The following is a 17,735-nucleotide window of genomic DNA, read 5'->3' on the forward strand; positions in this document are numbered from 1 at the left end:
GCCCGTGAGCATGCCCGACACCGACCTGCACCGCCTCAGCGCCGCCGCGATGGCCGAGGGCGTGCGCCGCCGCCGCTTCCGGGCGCGCGACCTCGTGGCGGCGAGCCTGGAACGCATCGCGGCGCTGGACGGCGGGCTGAAGTCCTTCATCACCGTCGCCCCCGACGCCGCGCTGGCCGCCGCGGAGGAGGCCGACCGGCGGGTGGAGGCCGGGGCGCCGCTGGGTCCCCTGCACGGCGTGCCGGTCGGGATCAAGGACCTGACGCTGACGGCGGGGCTGCGCACCACCTACGGCTCCACCCTCTACGCCGACCTGATCCCCGACACCGACGACCTCAGCGTCACCCGGCTGAAGGCGGCGGGCGCCATCATCGTCGGCAAGACCAACACGCCGGAGTTCGGCTTCGGCGCCATCACCGGCAACGAGCTGTGCGGGCCGACCGCCAACCCCTACGACCTGGACAAGACCAGCGGCGGGTCGAGCGGCGGGAGTGCCGCCGCGGTCGCCGCCGGGCTGGTGCCGCTGGCCCAGGGGACCGACTTCGGCGGCTCGGTGCGCACGCCGGCCAGCTTCTGCGGGGTGGTGGGGCTGCGCCCGACGCCGGGGCGAATCCCCAGCCCGGGCCGCGCGCTGGCCTGGGACGGGCTGGCGACGCAGGGCTTCCTCGCCCGCGACGTGGCCGACGCCGCACTGGCCCTGGCCGCGGTCAGCGGACCGGACCCGCGCGACCCGACCTCCCTCCCCGTTCCGGCCTGGACGGTGCCGGACCTCGACGCGCTCGACCCCTTATCCCTGCGGGTGGCCTGGAGCACGGACCTCGGTTCCGCCCTGATCGACCTCGGGCTGGCCGAGCGGTTCGAGGCGGTGATGCGCGGGCTGGAAGGGCTCTTCGGGGCGTTCACGGAGGCCACCCCCGACTGCCGGGAGGCCGGCGCCGCCTTCGGCACGCTGCGCGCCGCGCACATCTTCCACACCTACGGCACGACGCTGGAGCAGGACGGCGACCGGCTGAGCCCCTCCGTCGCCTGGAACATCGCGCGGGGCAAGGGGCTGACCGCCGCCGACTATCTGCGGGCGGAGGCCCAGCGCAGCGCGCTCTACCGCCGCTTCGCCGCCTTCTTCCGCGACCACGACATCCTGATGACGCTGAGCGCCAGCGTGCCGCCCTTCCCCAACGCCCAGGGCGACGTGACGGAGATCAACGGCTTCCGGCTGTCCACCATCATCGACTATCTGGCGATCACCTACACGGTGTCGCTGATCGGCTTCCCCTGCCTGTCGATCCCCTGCGGCTGGACGGCGGACGGGCTGCCCATCGGCCTGCAACTGATCGCCCGCCCCTATGAGGAGGACCGGCTGCTGCGTTGCGCCCGCTTCCTGGAGCGGGAGATGGGATTCCGCCATCGCTGGCCGGCGGGGTTATAAGGCCCCGGATATCTTTTGGAGAAAGCGTCTCCTCCTTTGCCCCCTCCCTAACCCTCCCCCGCTTTCGCAGGGGTGGGGACTGCCGCCGCTGCGCAGAAGGAACCTTCCCCTGCGTTAGCGGAGGAGGGCCGGGGTGGGGGCAAGGTTTCCGAACAACCCCTCACGGACGCGCGGAAACCTTCCCCGCGGTGCGCAGGCTGAGGGCGTCGTGCAGCGACGCGGCCAGCGTGCGGGCCACGCAGTCGTAGCCGAAGTCGTTCTGGTGAATGCCGTCCGGCCCGACCAGATCGGACAGGGTGGCCTGCCGCGTCTCCACCCATTGGCGCATGACGGCGTAGCGGTGGAACAGGCCCACCCCCTCCTCCGCCGCGACGCGGGCGATGCGGTCCTCCATCTCCTCGTGCCGGGGCTTGGCGAGCATGGCCGGGGCGTATTGCAGGTCCATCAGCACGACGTCCAGCCCGGCGCCCTTCAAAATCCGCACGCCGTCGCGGATCACCTCCTCCGCGGGGCCGGGGTCGTCGCCGCGCAGCACCGTGTTGGCGGCGACCTGCCAGATCACCAGATCGGGCGCCTGATCCAGCACGTCGCGCTGGAAGCGCTTCAGCATGTCGGCCCCGGTCTCCCCGTTGACGCCCTTGTTGAGGACGGTCAGGGAAACGCCGGGGTAGCGCAGGCCCAGATGCTCCGCCAGCCGCGCCGGGTAGCTGTGCTCCGGCGTGCTGGCCCCCGCCCCGGCGGTGGAGGAGGAGCCGATGGCGACGATGCGCAGCGGCCCGCCGGTGGCCAGCGCCCGCGCGGCCCGCGGCAGCGGCGCGGTCAGCTCCGCGGTCTGCACCGACACGGCGCAGGACGCCGCCTTTACCGGATCGGGCCCGGCGGTCAGGCCGGCGAGAAAGGGAAGAAGGGACAGCAGGGCGGCGGAAAGGACGGCGGCCCTCCGGCCACGGGTCCGGGGGGCGCGGGCGCCGGTCACGGAGCGGGTCTCCCGGCGCGGTCCAGCATGGTGGCTACGGCGTCGGCCATGATCCGGCCGAGGCAGCGGTGGACGAACTGATAGGCTTGCAGCTTTTCCTCCTTGGAATCCGGGGCAAAGCCGACGCGCCCGTCCTCGAACCAATGCCGCATCATCTCGAAACGGGGGAAATGGAACACGTCGCTGTCCTGCGACACCCATTCCACATAATCCAGGTAGGGCTGGAAAGTGATAAGTTGCGTCGTCTGGGGGCTGTACTGCATGTCCATCAGGATCACGTCGGCGCCGCGCCCCTGCGCCGCCGCGATGCCGCGGCCCAGCGCCTCGCCGAAGCTGTCCGGCCCGATGTTGCGCATGGCGTCCGCCGTGCCGACCTGCCAGACCAGCAAGGACGCGGACGAGGCCGCAAGCTCCCGGCTCAGGATCGGCAGCATCTCCTGCGCCGTCGCCCCCGGGGCGTTGCGGACGGTCACGCTCACCGTCCGGTCGGGCAGCCGGGCCGCCAGCTCCTTTTCCAGCAGCGCCGGATAGGCGGTGTCGGGGCGCGAGCTTGCCGAATTCAACACCAGGATGGGCAGAGCGCCGCCGTCCTTCAGACGCTCCCAGGCCCGCGGCAGGGCGCCGTCGACGGTGTAGACGGTCTCCGGCACGGCGCAGGCGTCGGGCGCCGTCTCCGCCGCGCGCACCGCCGCCGCGGGGCCGGTCAGGCCCGCAAGAACGGCCAGGGTCAAGACGGTCGCGCGCCTCATGCGCTCGGGTCCTTGGCTGGGGCCAACGGGGCGGCGGCTGCCGGTTGGCGCGGCGGCTGTCCGGCGGACTGATACCAGCTCAGCACCCGCGCGGCGGCCACCATCACGGCGATGCCGGCGAGTGTGACCGAAAATTGAGCCAAAAGCGAGGCGGACCAGTGGTTCAGGACGGTCTGGCCGGCGAAGGACAGGAAGATCCCCAGGCAGAACACCTGAAGCGACTGCCGCCCGCACAGGATCACCGGGGCCAGGGCCGGCCAGCGCAGCCACGCGCTGTCGAACCGCGCGATCTGAAGGACGACGTAGGCCAGCGCGCAGAAATGCGCCAGCCGCAGCAGGTCGAGGTCGGTCTTGCTGATCGGGTAGAGGATTTCCGCCAGCCACACCGGCATCAGCGCGGCCATCGGCGCGATCTGCCAGGAGAGGACCAGCAGAAGCGAGGCGAGGAGGTAGCCTCCCGCCACCCACAGAAGGACGGGCTGCCGCCGCGTCAGCGCCGCCGCCACGCCGGGCAGCCGCTGCATGGTGGCGCCCAGCACGAACAGAAGCTGCCAGGCGAAAGGGTTGAAGAACCAGACGCCGCCGTCCGGATAGGTCGGCAGGTTCCAGCGGAAACCCCGCGCCGCCGCGTAGAGCGCCACCGACCCGGCCAGCAGCGCCAGCGGCCGGCGCCGCAGCACCGGCAGCAGCAGCGGAAAGGACAGGAGCAGCACGATGTAGAGCGGCAGGATGTCCAGGTTCGCCGGGCGGAACTTCAGCGCCAGCGCCTGCACCAGGGACACCGCGGGATCGGCGAAGAAACCGGCGATGCCCATTTCCTCGGTGAACAGCGGGTTGTCGAAAACCCGCGCGGTGTAGGCGACCTGCGCCGTGAAGGCGATGAACAGGAACAGATAGGCGATGTAGAGCGTCCAGCAGCGGTGCAGCACCTTCGCCGCGGCGAACCGCCACCCGCTCCGGTCCAGGATACGGGAATAGACCAGCGCCGACGTGTAGCCGGAAATGAAGACGAACACCTCGGTCGCGTCGCTGAGACCGAAATTGCGCATCGTCACCCAGGCGATCTGGTTGCCCGGAATGTGATCGACGAAAATGAACCACAGGGCCAGCCCGCGAAAGAAATCCAACCGAAGATCGCGCATCCCGCCCGACGCCACCGCCCTGTTCCGCTCTGGTTTCCCGTGCGGGGCAACGTGGCACGGCGCCCCCGTCTTGGCAATCGGCTCGGCTGGAAGCGTGCGGCATGGGCCGGGCTGGCTGGGGCAAGCACCTGCGGCGTCTCCGGCTTTGGAAAGCGGATCATTCGCTCTATGATCGCATCGGCGTGACATGAGTCCCGTCACGGGCAGCGTCACCGGATGATCCACTGATGAGCACGATTGGGACTGTCGTCATTCCATGCTACGGAATGGCAAGCATGGTGGAGCGCGCCCTGGACAGCGTCGCAGCGGCCATAGCCTTCCATCGGCACGTCCCTTTCGCCCGCCAAGGGGATATCCGCATCGTCGTCGTGGACGATGCCTCTCCGGACGATAGCGCCGACCGGGCGATCCTATGGGGGCGCAGGCACCGGGAGTTCGAAGTCCTCGCAATCCGCAGCACGAGAAACCGCGGGGCCGGGGCGGCGCGGAACATCGGGGCTGGCGTGGCGGAAGGCGAGTACCTATGGTTTCTCGACGCCGACGACGAGTTGCTTCCACCCCACTTCGCCGCAGGGATTGTCACCCTCGACAATGCGCCAAGCGTGGGTGCCTTTTGCTCTCAGATTGAAGTGGCAGCCGATATCCACCCTGAGTGGAAACCGGCAATCGGGAACTCCTCCGTTTTCAATCTGTGCATTCGGCGAGCATGCCACGAGTACATCGGTGGCTTTCCTGAAACGGAATGTTTCCGTCTTGGCTTTGAGGATATCGCCTACAGGCTGTTTCTATCGGCGGCGTTCAAACTCATGAAATCGGACATCGCGACTGTCCGTTATATCTGGCGACCGGGCAACGCCCTCGACCGCCAGTTGCAGAAGCTCCGAAGACCGTTCGGTGACCGCAGCCTTTTCGGCGAGGATAGAGCGCCGGAAGAAGTCTCTGCATACATCGCCTCCGTTTTGCGCAGCCTGCCGCAGCGGACCGATGAATTGCCTCATGGGCCGCCACGGCGAAGACCGGTGGATGCGCGGGACGAGTGGGCGTCGTTCGCTGGCGCGCGGTTTTTCGACCAGTACGTCGTCAGGGCTTGAGAAACAGGTCAGCCTCCGCTTCCCGCCGGCTCATACCGGCGGTGCTTGAATGGGGCACGGATGCCGATGCTCTGCGCGAGATGATCGGCTTCGCCGCCGAGCGCCTGATGGAGCCGGACGTCCAGGCGCTGTGCCGCGATACCCGCGGGGCGCAATGGGTCGAGGTAGCGGTTGATAAGAACCGCGCCAACGGATGAGTTTCGGGAATATTTCGGACGAATTATCTTACGCTATTGATATAGCAATGATTTTTATGCCCGCGTATATGGAATCTATACGCGCGGAGCGTCCCGCCCCATCTCGAATCCATATGCGTTTCCGGCCCATCGTCGGCAGGCCGGACAGGGATCCCGCTCCCCGATCATCGGCGAGGGGCCTGTCCGCGCCCTTGGGAGACCAACCATGCTCGACATTCTCGTCCTGGCGCTCACCGCCGGATTCTTCATCGGGTCGATCGCCTACGTCCACGCCTGCGACCGGTTGTGAGGAGGCACCCATGTTCCTCGACTACACGCTGGCCGGCCTCGTGATCGCCGGCCTTCTGGCGTACCTCGTCTACGCCCTGATCCGTCCCGAACGGTTCTGAGGACACCCCCATGACCGTCAACGGCTGGATTCAAATCCTGGTCTTCATCGCCCTCGTGGCCGCCGTGGCGCGGCCGTTGGGCGGTTTCATGACCGGCGTCTTCAACGGCGACCGCAACGCCCTGTCCCCGGTGCTCGGCCCCGTCGAGCGTGGCCTCTACCGCATCGCCGGCGTGGACGCCAAGGCGGAGCAGCACTGGGTGAGCTACGCCGTGTCCATGCTGCTGTTCAGCGTGGCCGGCCTGTCGCTGCTCTACCTGATGCAGCGCCTTCAGGGCGTCCTGCCGTTCAACCCGCAGGGGATGACGGCGGTCCCCGCCGATCTGGCCTTCAACACCGCCGCCAGCTTCGCCACCAACACGAACTGGCAGAATTACGGCGGCGAAAGCACGATGAGCCATTTCGTGCAGATGGCCGGGCTGACGGTGCAGAACTTCGTCTCGGCGGCGACCGGCATCGCGCTCGCGGTGGCTCTGGTGCGCGGCTTCGCCCGCAGTTCGGCCCGCACGGTGGGCAATTTCTGGGTCGACCTGACCCGCGCCACGCTCTACGTCCTGCTGCCGCTCTGCGCCGTCTGCGCGCTGTTCCTGGTGTGGCAGGGCGTGCCGCAGACGCTCGCCGGGGCGGTGGACGCCACCACGCTGGAAGGGGCGCGGCAGACCATCGCCCTCGGCCCCGTCGCCTCGCAGGAGGCGGTCAAGATGCTGGGCACCAACGGCGGCGGCTTCTTCAACGCCAACTCCGCCCACCCCTTCGAGAATCCGAACGCCGTCACCAACCTCGTCCAGATGCTGTCGATCTTCGCGATCGGCGCGGCGCTGACCAACCTGTTCGGGCGCATGGTCGGCGACGAGCGGCAGGGCTGGGCGCTCCTCGCCGCCATGGGCCTGCTGTTCGTCATCGGCGTGGCCGTGGCCTATTGGGCCGAGGCCCAGGGCAACCCGGCCTTCGCCGCCTTCGGCATCGACGGATCGGCGGGCAACATGGAGGGCAAGGAGACCCGCTTCGGCGTCGCCATGAGCGCGCTCTTCGCCGTGGTCACCACGGCGGCCTCCTGCGGCGCGGTCAACGCCATGCACGACAGCTTCATGCCGCTGGGCGGCATGGTGCCGATGGTCAACATGATGCTGGGCGAGATCATCGTCGGCGGCGTCGGGGCCGGGCTCTACGGCATGCTGCTGTTCGCCATCGTCGCGCTTTTCGTCGCCGGGCTCATGGTCGGGCGCACGCCGGAGTATCTCGGCAAGAAGCTGGAGGCGAAGGAGGTCAAGATGACCATGCTCGCCGTGCTGTGCCTGCCGCTGATGATGCTGGGCGGGACCGCCTTCGCGGTGGTTCTGGACACCGGCACCGCCTCCATGGCCAACGCCGGGCCGCACGGCTTCTCCGAGGCGCTCTACGCCTACGTCTCCGCGGCGGCCAACAACGGCAGCGCCTTCGGCGGGCTGACCGGCAACACGCTCTGGTACAACCTGACGCTCGCCGCCGCCATGCTGGTGGGCCGCTTCCTGGTCATCGTGCCGATGCTGGCCATCGCCGGGTCCCTGGCGGCCAAGACGCGCGCGCCGGCGTCCGCCGGCACCTTCCCCACCCACGACGGGCTGTTCGTCGGGCTGCTGGCCGGCGTCATCCTGATTGTCGGCGGCCTGACCTTCTTCCCGGCCCTCGCCCTCGGCCCCATCGTCGAGCATCTCGCGATGAACGCCGGCACCCTCTTCTGATCGGGACCCTTCCCATGGACGCCAAAAGCAAGAATCTCGGCCGGTCGCAGGCGAGCGCGCTTCTCGACCCGGCCATCCTCGGCCCGGCGGTGGGCCAGTCCTTCCGCAAGCTCGACCCGCGCCTGATGGCGCGCAACCCGGTGATGTTCTGCGTCGAGGTGGTCGCCGTCCTGACCACCGTCCTGCTGCTGCGCGACGTGGCGGCGGGACGGGGCGGCGCCGGGTTCGGCATCCAGATCGTCCTGTGGCTGTGGTTCACGCTGCTGTTCGCCAACTTCGCCGAAGCGGTGGCGGAAGGGCGCGGCAAGGCCCAGGCGGCCAGCCTGCGCAAAACCAAGACCGAAACCAGCGCCCGGCTGCTCGGCCCCGACGGCGCGATCGCGCAGCTCGTCCCCGCCACCCGCCTGAAGCCGGGCGACCTCGTGCTGGTGCAGGCCGGCGACCTCATCCCCTCCGACGGCGAGGTGGTGGAGGGCGTGGCCAGCGTCAACGAGGCGGCGATCACCGGCGAATCCGCTCCGGTCATCCGGGAATCCGGCGGCGACCGCTCCGCGGTGACCGGCGGCACTCAGGTGATCTCCGACTGGATCAAGGTGCGCATCACCGCGGCCCAGGGAAACACCTTCCTCGACCGCATGATCGGGCTGGTGGAGGGCGCGCAACGGCAGAAGACGCCCAACGAGATCGCGCTGAACATCCTGCTGGCCGGCATGACGATCATTTTCGTCATCGCCGTGGCGACCATCCCCAGCTTCGCCGCCTACGCCGGCGGTTCGGTGAGCGTGCTGGTGCTGGTGGCGCTGTTCGTCACGCTGATCCCCACCACCATCGGGGCGCTGCTGTCGGCCATCGGCATCGCCGGCATGGACCGCCTGGTGCGCTTCAACGTGCTGGCCATGTCGGGCCGGGCGGTGGAGGCGGCGGGAGACGTGGACACGCTGCTGCTCGACAAGACCGGCACCATCACGCTCGGCAACCGTCAGGCGGCGGAGTTCCTGCCCGTCGCCGGCGTGTCCGACCGCGATCTGGCCGACGCCGCCCAGCTCGCCTCGCTGGCCGACGAGACGCCGGAGGGCCGCTCCATCGTGGTGCTCGCCAAGGAGAAGTACGGCATCCGCGCCCGCGACATGGCCGGGCTGCACGCCCAGTTCGTGCCCTTCACCGCCCAGACCCGGCTGAGCGGCATCGACAGCGACGGCGTGTCGATCCGCAAGGGGGCGGTGGACGCGGTGCTGGCCCATGCGCGGACCTTCGGGCACGACACGGCCCCCCAGGGCAACACGGTCACCGCGCTGCGCCCCGACCCGGCGGCGGACGCCGCGGCGCGGGAGGTGCAGGCCATCGCGGAGCGCGTCGCCAAGTCCGGCGGCACGCCGCTGGCCGTCGTCCGCGACGGGCGGCTGCTGGGGGTCATCCATCTGAAGGACGTCGTCAAGGGCGGCATCCGGGAACGCTTCGCGGCGCTGCGCCAGATGGGCATCAAGACGGTGATGATCACCGGCGACAACCCGATGACCGCCGCCGCCATCGCCGCGGAGGCCGGTGTGGACGACTTCCTGGCCCAGGCCACGCCGGAGGCCAAGCTCCAGCTCATCCGCGACGAGCAGGCCCGGGGCAAGCTGGTCGCCATGTGCGGCGACGGCACCAACGACGCCCCGGCGCTGGCCCAGGCCGATGTCGGCGTGGCGATGAACAGCGGCACCGTCGCCGCCCGCGAGGCCGGCAACATGGTGGACCTGGACAGCGACCCGACCAAGCTGATCGAGATCGTCGAGATCGGCAAGCAACTGCTGATGACCCGCGGCGCGCTGACCACCTTCTCCATCGCCAACGACGTGGCGAAGTATTTCGCCATCATCCCCGCCATGTTCCTGGCCTTCTACCCGCAATTGGGCGCGCTGAACGTGATGAACCTGGCGAGCCCGGAAAGCGCCATCCTGTCGGCGATCATCTTCAACGCCCTGGTCATCGTGGCGCTGATCCCGCTGGCGCTGAGGGGGGTGCGCTACCGCGCGGTCGGGGCCGCCGCGCTGCTGCGCCGCAACCTGATGATCTACGGGCTGGGCGGCCTGATCGTCCCCTTCGCGGGCATCAAGGCGATCGACATGGCCGTCACCGCCATCGGTCTCGTTTGAAGGCGGTCTCGTTTGAAGGCGGCCTCGTTTGAAGGCGGCCTCGTTTGAAAACGTGAGGGAAACCGACATCATGCTGAAGGAACTGCGTCCCGCGCTGGTCATGACCGCCGCCCTGACGGTCCTCACCGGCCTCGCCTACCCCCTGGCCGTCACCGGCATCGCCCAGGCCGTCTTCCCCCATCAGGCCAACGGCAGCCTGATCGGGCGCGGCGGCACCGTGATCGGATCGGAGCTGATCGGCCAGCCCTTCACCGGCGAGCGCTACTTCCAGCCGCGCCCGTCGGCGACCGGCGGCCCCGACCCCGCCGACCCGTCCAAAACGGTGCCACAGCCCTACAACGCCGCGGGTTCCGGCGGCTCCAACCTCGGACCGACGTCCAAGGCCCTGGCCGACCGGGTCCAGGCGGAGGCCGAACGGCTGAAGGCGGAAAATCCCGGCGTGCCGGTTCCGGTGGAGCTGGTGACGGCCTCGGGCAGCGGCCTCGATCCCGACCTGTCGCCGGCTGCCGCCGACTTCCAGGTGCCGCGCGTCGCCAGGGCGCGCGGGATGACGGAGGACGCGGTCCGCCGGCTGATCGCCGCCAACACCGCGCCGCGCGCCCTGGGCTTCCTCGGCGAACCGGCGGTCAACGTCCTGAAGCTCAACCTCGCCCTGGACGAGGCCACCGGCAACTAGGAGGCGGCGGGGCGGCGCCGGAACGAACCACCCCATGCGGAACGCCGCCCATTGTGCTATGACCGCGCCCGGCCGGATCCGTTCCGCGGCACCACGCCGCTGCCGGCCATGCGAAAGGCCCGTGATGGCGACAATCGAAGAAGCGCTGGACATCGCGATTGATCACCATGTCTCGGGCCGCCTGGCCGAAGCCGAGACCCTTTACGGCCGCATTCTGGAGGCCGATCCGCGGAACGCTCCGGCCCTGCATCTGGCCGGCGTGCTGGCCTGCCAGACGAACCGCCTGGACACCGCGCTGGACCGGCTGGACCTCGCGGTCCGGGTGGCTCCCGGCACCGCCGCCTACCGCGTCGACCACGCCAAGGCGCTGATCGCCGCGGAGCGGTGGGCGGCGGCGGCGGCGGCGGTGCGGCCCGCCCTGCTGGCGCTGGTCCCCGACGCCGCTGAACCCTGGTACTTCCTGGCCCTGGCCGAGCATCACGCCGGCGGCACGGATGCCGCCATCGCGGCGCTGGAACATGCCTGCGCCCTGGCTCCCGAACGGGGCGACATGAGCGGGCGGCTCGCCCTGCTCTACCACCGGCGCGGGCAGGGGCACCTGCGGCAGTCCCGCCCCGCCCCGGCCCTGGCGGACTTCCGGCGCGCCTCCGCGCTGCTTCCGGAGGATGCCGAGCTGCGCTTCCTGCTCGCCACCGCGCTGCTGGATTCCAACCGCTTCGACGAGGCCGCCGCCATGTACCGCCGGGCGCTGAGCCTCGCCCCGGCGGAGGGTTTCATCTTGCACAATCTGGGCATCGCCCTGACCCGGGGCGGCCATACGGACGAGGCGCCGGCCATCCTCCGCCGTGCCGCCCGCCTGGACCCCGGCCACATCGCCGTACGCGATGCCCTGGTTCATCTGCTGGAGCCGCGGGACCCGGTGGAAGCGGCCTTGTGGTCCAACGAATCCCTGGCCCTGAAGCAGGCGCGGAGCACCGCCGAGACCCCGCCTCCGCCCGGCACGCCCCTGCGCATCCCCGATGGCCGTACCCGCAACGTCGTCGCCTTCAGCCTGTGGGGGGCGCGTGAAGTCTACGGCCAGGGCGCGCTCGCCAACGCCAAGGCGGTGCCGGAGGTCCTTCCCGGCTGGACCTGCCGGTTCTATCACGACGATTCCGTCCCCAGGCCGCTGCTGGCGGAACTGGCCCGGCTCGGCGCCGAGACAGTCGAAATGCCCGCCGGCAGCGGGACGTCGCACGGGCCGTTCTGGCGTTTCCTCGTCTCGGACGACCCCTCCGTCGCCCGTTTCCTGTGCCGCGACTGCGACTCCCGCCCGTCCGCGCGGGAGAAGGCCGCGGTGGACGCCTGGATCGCGTCCGGCCTGCCCTTCCACGTCATGCGCGACCATGTCCTGCACACCGACCTGATCCTGGCCGGGATGTGGGGCGGGATGGCCGGCCTGCTGCCGCCGCTGGCCTCGGCCATCGACGCCGCCGCCGACCGGGAGGCCGACCGCCGGCAGGACCGGAGCTTCCTGGCGGAATGGGTGTGGCCGCGCATCCGGGGCCGCGCGCTGATCCATGACAGCGTCCATCCGGGCGCGGGCCAGCCCTTCCCGCCGGCCCCGGACGACCCCCTGTCGCCGCATGTCGGGGCCAAGGTGCCGCAACCGCGGACGGCGGGCGGCGGCGCGGCGGCCGGGCTGCCGGACTACCCGCCGGAGGTCGTCTTCCTGCCCGCCGGACCCGGACGCCCGGCGCTGGCCGAACGGCCCGGCCGGCACGGGCTGATGCGCTTCTTCCCCAAGGACGCCTATATCGGGCGCTCCCTCGCGCTCTACGGCGAATATTCGGACGCGGAGCATCGCCTCGCCGCGATGCTGGTGGGGGCCGGCGACGTGGTGGTCGAGGCCGGGTCCAACATCGGAGCCCACACCGTTCCGCTGGCCCGCACGGTCGGCCCCTCCGGGCTGGTCCACGCCTTCGAACCGCAGCGCGCGGTGCATGAGCTGCTGGCCCACAACCTCGCCGCCAACGGGCTCGGCAACGTCGTCCTCCACCGGGCAGCGGTGGGCAACGCACCCGGTCAGGTCACCGTCCCGGTCCCCGATTATGGCCGGGCCGGCAACTTCGGCGCCGTCAGCATGGGCGCCCTCATCGGTGATGGTGCCGTCACCGGTGAAACGGTCGCGGTCGAGACGGTCGACGGCCTCGGCCTGGACCGGCTGGGCCTGCTGAAGGCCGACGTCGAGGGCATGGAGGCGCTGGTGGTCGAGGGCGCCGCCCGCAGCATCGCCCGCTTCCGCCCGGCCCTGTATCTGGAGAACGACCGGGAGGAGCATTCCGCCGAACTGATCGCCATGCTCCAGGGCCTCGGCTACCGGCTGTGGTGGCACGTCGTGCCGATCTACGACCCGGCCAACTTCGCCGGCAACGCCTACGACGCCTTCCCCGGCGTGATTTCACTGAATCTGCTGGGCCTGCCGGAGGGACGCCCCAACCCCTTGCCGAATCTGCCGCCGGTCACCGGGCCCGGCCAATCCTGGCGCGAGATTCCCTGGGTCTTCTGACCTTTGGCTGTTCCTTCGGCCAGGCTTCCTGCCCACGCACCGGGCACCATGGCCAAGGCCAGGGCAGCGATGAAATTTCAGGCAATTCAGGCGGGCAATCTGCCCGGCTTCGCGCCACCCCCGAACGGCGCCCTTCGAACGAACACCAGGGTATGCGGGGTTCCGGGGCCGGACCGTCCTTGAAACCGCCGTTCTGGCACGCGGGTTGCTCTTCCCCTGTCCTGCGCCGCACCACCGGGGTTTCCCGCCGGTGCGCCTTCACAGGATACGCCCCATGGCCGCACTCCAATCCGCCCTTCCGCACCGCCACGCGGCACCGCAGCCCGTCACGGAGGCTTCCGCAGCGCCCGCGGGCGTCGCGGTGACGCTGGACGGCATCACCCACCGCTTCGGCGCCTCCACCGCCGTGGACAACGTGACGCTGGAGATCAAGGCGGGCGAGCTGGTGGCCCTGCTGGGGCCGTCCGGTTGCGGCAAAACCACCCTGCTGCGCATCCTGGCCGGCTTTCAGACGCAGACTCTGGGCCGCGTCGTCATCGGCGACCGGGTGGTGGACAGCCTGCCGCCCGCCGGGCGCGGCGTCGGCATCGTGTTCCAGAACTACGCCCTGTTCCCGCACATGACCGTGGCGCAGAACGTCGCCTACGGGCTGGAGGCGCGGGGCGCCGCCAAGGACGCGGTGCGTGCGCGGGTGGAGGCGATGCTGGCCCTGGTGAAGCTGGACGCCATGCGCGACCGCTTCCCCAAGCAACTGTCCGGCGGGCAGCAGCAGCGCGTGGCGCTGGCCCGCGCGCTGGCGATCCGGCCAAGCATCCTGCTGCTGGACGAGCCCTTCGCCGCGCTCGACAAGAATCTGCGGCTGGACATGCAGATCGAAATCAAGCAGCTCCAGCGCCGCTTCGGCATCACCACCATCATGGTCACCCACGACCAGGAGGAGGCGCTGAGCATGGCCGACCGCATCGCCGTGCTGAGCCGCGGCAGGCTGGAGCAGTTCGGCACGCCGGAGGATGTCTACGACCGCCCCGCCACCCTGTTCGTCAACGGCTTCGTCGGCAGCGCCAACCAGTTGAAGGGCCGCGTCCTGCGGGTCTCCGGCGGCGTGGCCGAGGTGGCGCTGGAGGCCGGCACCCTGCTCTCCGCCGTCACCCCCGACGCCGGTCTGGCCGTGGGCGACCCCGCCATCCTCTGCGTGCGCCCGGAGAACCTGCGGCTCGCCACCGAGGCGGCGCCCCAGCAGATCGCCGGCACCGTGGAACTCGCCCTGCCGCTCGGCCCCGTGGTCGTCTACGAGGTGCGCACCCCCGACGGCGGGCAGGTGAAGGTGACCGAGCCGCGCGTGGCCGGCGCCGCGCTGCGCGCGCCCGGCACGCCGGTGCGGCTGCACCCCGTTTCCCCCCAGACCTGCCGCGCCTTCCCCGTTTCCGCGGGCGCCTGAATCCTCATCCTCTCTCCTCCCTGGAGTTTCCGCCGATGACCCTTGACCGCCGCCAGATCCTCGCCGCCGGCCTCACGCTCGGCGCCATGTCCCTGTTCCCCGGCATGAGCTGGGCGCAGGCGCGCAAGCTGGTGTTCGCCACCTTCACCGGAAGCTGGGAGGAAGCCCACCGCGAGGTGATCGTCCCGCATTTCCGCAAGGCCACGGGCAACGCCGACATCGCGCTGGACCCGATGCTGTCGGTGGACATGATCGCCAAGGTGTCCGCCGCCAAGGCCAACCCGCCGATCGACGTCATGCTGATGGACCCCGGCCCGCGCCTGACCGTGATCGGCCAGGATCTGGCCGCTCCCTTCCCCGTGGACGGCAGCAAGAACTACAAGGACCTGCTGCCGGTGGCCCAGCTTCCCGAAGGCCCAGGCATCTTCTTCCAGGCGGTCGGCATCACCTACAACCCGGAGCGGGTCAAGACCCCGCCGACGAGCTGGGACGACCTGTGGAAGCCGGAATACAAGGGCCGGGTCGGCATCACCAACATGAACTCCACGCTCGGCACCGCTTTCATGGTGGAGCTGGCGAAGACCCGCGGCGGCAGCGAGAACGACATCGAGCCGGCCTTCGCCGCCCTGAAGGAGCTTCAGCCGAACCTGGGCGGCGTGGCGCCAAACCCCGGCGCGCTCGCCACCCTGTTCCAGCAGGGGCAGATCGACATTTCGCCGGGCAACTTCAACGCCATCCAGATCCTGCGCGCCCGCGGCGTGCCGGTGGAGTTCGCCAAGCCGAAGACCGGCACCATCGCCTTCCTGACCACGGCCCACATCACCAAAAACTCCCCCAACGCCGCCCTGGCCGCCGCGCTGATCGAGTCCGCCATGGCGCCGGAGGTGCAGACCAAACTGATGCAGGCGCCCTTCTACGTCATCCCGACCAACTCGAAGGTGCAGATGGACGGCGACATTGCCCGCATGATCGCCAAGGACCAGGAGGAGCTGAAGGCGTCCTTCGTGTTCCACGACTGGTCGGTCATCAACAAGAACCGCGCCGCCTGGATCGAGCGGTTCAACAAGGAGATCAAGGTGTAAGGGCGGGAAACGGGCCCCCACCCAACCCTCCCCCGCTGACGCAGGGGAGGGCTTTTCTCCTCCCGCGCAGGACACCCCGCCCATGACCGCCGCCGCCATCACCGCCGGACTTGCCGGACCCGCGACCGCCGCCCGGACCCGCATCGGGCGGGAATGGACGCTGGCGCTGCCGCTGGCCGCCTTCTTCGCGGTGTTCTTCGTGACGCCGCTTCTGCTGCTGGTCGCCGTCAGTCTGTTCGCCGACGCGGAGATGACGCGGTTCGGACTGGACCAGTACGTCCGCTTCTTCGGCGACGCCTTCAACCTCGCGGTGCTCGGCAGCACGCTCTATCTCGGCGTCAAGGTCACGGCGCTGACCCTGCTGTTCGGCTACCCGCTGGCCTGGCTCTACACCCGCAGCGGGCCGCGGATGCAGTCGGCGCTGATCCTGGTGATCATCCTGCCGCTGCTGACCTCGGTCGTGGTGCGCACCTTCGCCTGGATCGTCATCCTGGGGCGGGACGGCATCGTCAACACCCTGCTGCTGTCGCTGGGGCTGGCGGAGACGCCGCTGCGCCTGCTTTACACCGAAGGCGGGCTGGTGGCGGCGCTGGTTCAGGTGCAGATGCCGCTGATGGTGCTGCCGCTGATCACCACCCTGTCGCGGCTGGACCCGAACCTGCTCGACGCCTCGGCGGCGCTGGGCGCCGGGCCGTGGCGGGGCTTTTGGAAGGTGACTTTGCCGCTGAGCCTGCCGGGAATCGTCGCCGGCTGCCTGCTGACCTACGCCGCGTCGGTCACCGCCTTCATCACCCAGTCGCTGGTGGGCGGCGGGCAGATGCTGTTCATGCCGCAATACATCTATCAACAGACCATCACGCTCCACAACTGGCCCTTCGCCGCCGCCATCTCCATCGTCTTCATGGTGTCGGTGCTGGGTGTGGTGATGCTGTTCAACCTGCTGGGCCGCGCCAGCAAGGGGTACGTCCATGCCTGACATGCAGCGCCCGACTCTGGGAAGCGCCTCCTTCGGACTCGTCATGGGCACGCTCGCCGGCGCGGCGCTGCTGCTGCTGGCGGCGCCGACTCTGGTGGTGCTCGTCACCTCCTTCACCGACGGCTACTCGTTGAAGTTCCCGCCGCCCGCCTACAGCCTGCGCTGGTACGCCTCGCTGATCGATGCGTGGCAGCTTCAGGACGCCGCCCTGGTCAGCCTGAAGCTGGGCGCCGTGGTGACCGCCGTGTCGGTGGTGCTGGGCACCGCCGCCGCACTGGCCATCGGGCGCAGCCGGCGGGCCTGGGCACGTGGGCTGGACGCGCTGTTCATGTCGCCGCTGGTGCTGCCGGCGCTGGCCTTCGGCCTCGCCTCGCTGGTGTTCTTCAGCACGGCGGGGGTGGAGCTGTCCTTCCTGACGCTGGCCGTCGGCCACATCGTGGTCAGCGTCCCCTATGTCCTGCGCACCACGCTGGCGAGCCTCGCCCAGCTCGACCCCGCCCTGCTGGAAAGCTCCGAGAGCCTGGGGGCGGGGCGCTTCTACACCTTCCGCCGGGTGACCCTGCCGACCATCCGCAACGGAATCGGCGCCGGGGCCTTCATCGCCTTCATGTCCAGCTTCGACAACATTCCCGTGTCGCTGTTCATGGCCGATGCCCGCAACGAGGTGCTGCCCATCCGCATGTGGCAGATCCTGGAGAACAGCCTGGATGTCCGTGCCGCCGCGGTGTCCGGCGTGCTGATCGCCGTCACCGTCCTGGCGATGGTGGTGATGGAGCGCGTGGCCGGACTGTCGCGGCAGCTCCGCTGAGACAGGCTTGTCCCTCAGGCGCCGCGGAACAGCGAATAGCCCCAGGGGGTGAATTTCAGCGGCAGGTGGTAGTGCTGCGCCACGTCGGTGACGGTGAAGCGGAACGGCGCCTCCTCCAGGAAGGCCGGCTCCGCCGCCATCGCGCCTTGCGCGCGCAGCCAGGGGCCGATGTGGAACACCGCCTCGTAGACGCCCGCCGTCACGCCCTCGCCCCGAACCACCGGATGGTCGAGTGCACCATTGGCACACAAACGGCTTTCCGCTAGCCTGTCCCGCAGTCCGTCCCGCAAAGCGAACAGTTCCACCCGCATCCCCTCGGCGGGCACCCCGCGCGCCACATCCACCGCATGCAACGAAATCCCGCCGCCCATCGGCCCATCCC

Annotated in this window: 15 protein-coding genes; 11 read left to right on the forward strand and 4 right to left on the reverse strand. The window is 69.9% G+C overall.

Going from position 1 to position 17,735, the window contains the following annotated elements:
* The first annotated feature begins 10 nt into the window (after positions 1-10).
* Positions 11-1,426 carry an amidase gene (locus QSG27_RS04390; RefSeq protein WP_306703944.1) on the forward strand — a complete coding sequence of 472 codons (1,416 nt, stop codon included), beginning with the start codon at positions 11-13 and terminating at the stop codon, positions 1,424-1,426.
* A gap of 160 nt (positions 1,427-1,586) precedes the next feature.
* On the opposite strand, the gene QSG27_RS04395 is transcribed toward QSG27_RS04390, so the two are convergent.
* Genes QSG27_RS04395 through QSG27_RS04405 form a run of 3 tightly spaced genes read right to left on the reverse strand, consistent with a single transcriptional unit; the run spans position 1,587 to position 4,278 of the window.
* Positions 1,587-2,402, reverse strand: coding sequence for an SGNH/GDSL hydrolase family protein (locus QSG27_RS04395; RefSeq protein WP_306703915.1), 816 nt, complete (start codon positions 2,400-2,402; stop codon positions 1,587-1,589).
* Positions 2,399-3,151, reverse strand: coding sequence for an SGNH/GDSL hydrolase family protein (locus tag QSG27_RS04400; protein ID WP_306703916.1), 753 nt, complete (start codon positions 3,149-3,151; stop codon positions 2,399-2,401). Before QSG27_RS04400 ends, QSG27_RS04395 begins: the two co-directional genes overlap by 4 nt.
* Positions 3,148-4,278 carry an OpgC family protein gene (locus QSG27_RS04405; RefSeq protein WP_306703917.1) on the reverse strand — a complete coding sequence of 377 codons (1,131 nt, stop codon included), beginning with the start codon at positions 4,276-4,278 and terminating at the stop codon, positions 3,148-3,150. Before QSG27_RS04405 ends, QSG27_RS04400 begins: the two co-directional genes overlap by 4 nt.
* Positions 4,279-4,520: 242 nt before the next feature.
* Here QSG27_RS04405 and QSG27_RS04410 point away from each other — a divergent pair, with 242 nt between their 5' ends.
* The 10 genes from QSG27_RS04410 (at position 4,521) to QSG27_RS04455 (ending at position 17,353) form a co-directional block, all read left to right on the forward strand.
* Complete coding sequence (locus tag QSG27_RS04410; RefSeq protein WP_306703918.1) at positions 4,521-5,384, forward strand: glycosyltransferase family A protein; 864 nt, start codon at positions 4,521-4,523, stop codon at positions 5,382-5,384.
* 496 nt (positions 5,385-5,880) lie between these two features.
* Positions 5,881-5,970: a K(+)-transporting ATPase subunit F gene (gene kdpF, locus QSG27_RS04415; RefSeq protein ID WP_306703919.1), complete on the forward strand. Its 90-nt coding sequence runs from the start codon at positions 5,881-5,883 to the stop codon at positions 5,968-5,970.
* A 10-nt stretch (positions 5,971-5,980) separates the two neighbouring features.
* Entirely contained in the window at positions 5,981-7,690 is a 1,710-nt protein-coding gene (kdpA, locus tag QSG27_RS04420) for a potassium-transporting ATPase subunit KdpA (protein WP_306703920.1), read from the forward strand.
* Positions 7,691-7,704: 14 nt separating this feature from the next.
* Positions 7,705-9,825, forward strand: a complete 2,121-nt coding sequence (gene kdpB / locus QSG27_RS04425; protein ID WP_306703921.1) for a potassium-transporting ATPase subunit KdpB — start codon at positions 7,705-7,707, stop codon at positions 9,823-9,825.
* A gap of 70 nt (positions 9,826-9,895) precedes the next feature.
* Positions 9,896-10,501 (forward strand): K(+)-transporting ATPase subunit C, encoded by a 606-nt coding sequence (locus QSG27_RS04430; RefSeq protein WP_306703922.1) that lies wholly within the window; start codon positions 9,896-9,898, stop codon positions 10,499-10,501.
* Positions 10,502-10,625: 124 nt separating this feature from the next.
* The gene (locus tag QSG27_RS04435; protein ID WP_306703923.1) at positions 10,626-13,049 is read left to right on the forward strand and encodes a protein arginine N-methyltransferase; all 2,424 of its coding nucleotides are present in this window, start codon (positions 10,626-10,628) and stop codon (positions 13,047-13,049) included.
* 274 nt (positions 13,050-13,323) lie between these two features.
* Complete coding sequence (locus tag QSG27_RS04440) at positions 13,324-14,487, forward strand: ABC transporter ATP-binding protein (RefSeq protein ID WP_306703924.1); 1,164 nt, start codon at positions 13,324-13,326, stop codon at positions 14,485-14,487.
* A gap of 35 nt (positions 14,488-14,522) precedes the next feature.
* Positions 14,523-15,569: an ABC transporter substrate-binding protein gene (locus QSG27_RS04445; protein ID WP_306703925.1), complete on the forward strand. Its 1,047-nt coding sequence runs from the start codon at positions 14,523-14,525 to the stop codon at positions 15,567-15,569.
* An 82-nt stretch (positions 15,570-15,651) separates the two neighbouring features.
* Positions 15,652-16,545, forward strand: a complete 894-nt coding sequence (locus tag QSG27_RS04450) for an ABC transporter permease (RefSeq protein ID WP_306703926.1) — start codon at positions 15,652-15,654, stop codon at positions 16,543-16,545.
* A complete protein-coding gene (locus QSG27_RS04455) occupies positions 16,538-17,353 on the forward strand; it encodes an ABC transporter permease (RefSeq protein WP_306703927.1) in 816 nt (271 codons plus the stop codon). Before QSG27_RS04450 ends, QSG27_RS04455 begins: the two co-directional genes overlap by 8 nt.
* A gap of 14 nt (positions 17,354-17,367) precedes the next feature.
* Here QSG27_RS04455 and QSG27_RS04460 read toward each other — a convergent pair whose 3' ends face one another.
* A complete protein-coding gene (locus QSG27_RS04460; RefSeq protein WP_306703928.1) occupies positions 17,368-17,724 on the reverse strand; it encodes a hydroxyisourate hydrolase in 357 nt (118 codons plus the stop codon).
* Positions 17,725-17,735 lie beyond the last annotated feature (11 nt).

The organism is Azospirillum isscasi (genome assembly GCF_030849505.1).
In the GTDB taxonomy this organism is placed as follows: domain Bacteria; phylum Pseudomonadota; class Alphaproteobacteria; order Azospirillales; family Azospirillaceae; genus Azospirillum; species Azospirillum isscasi.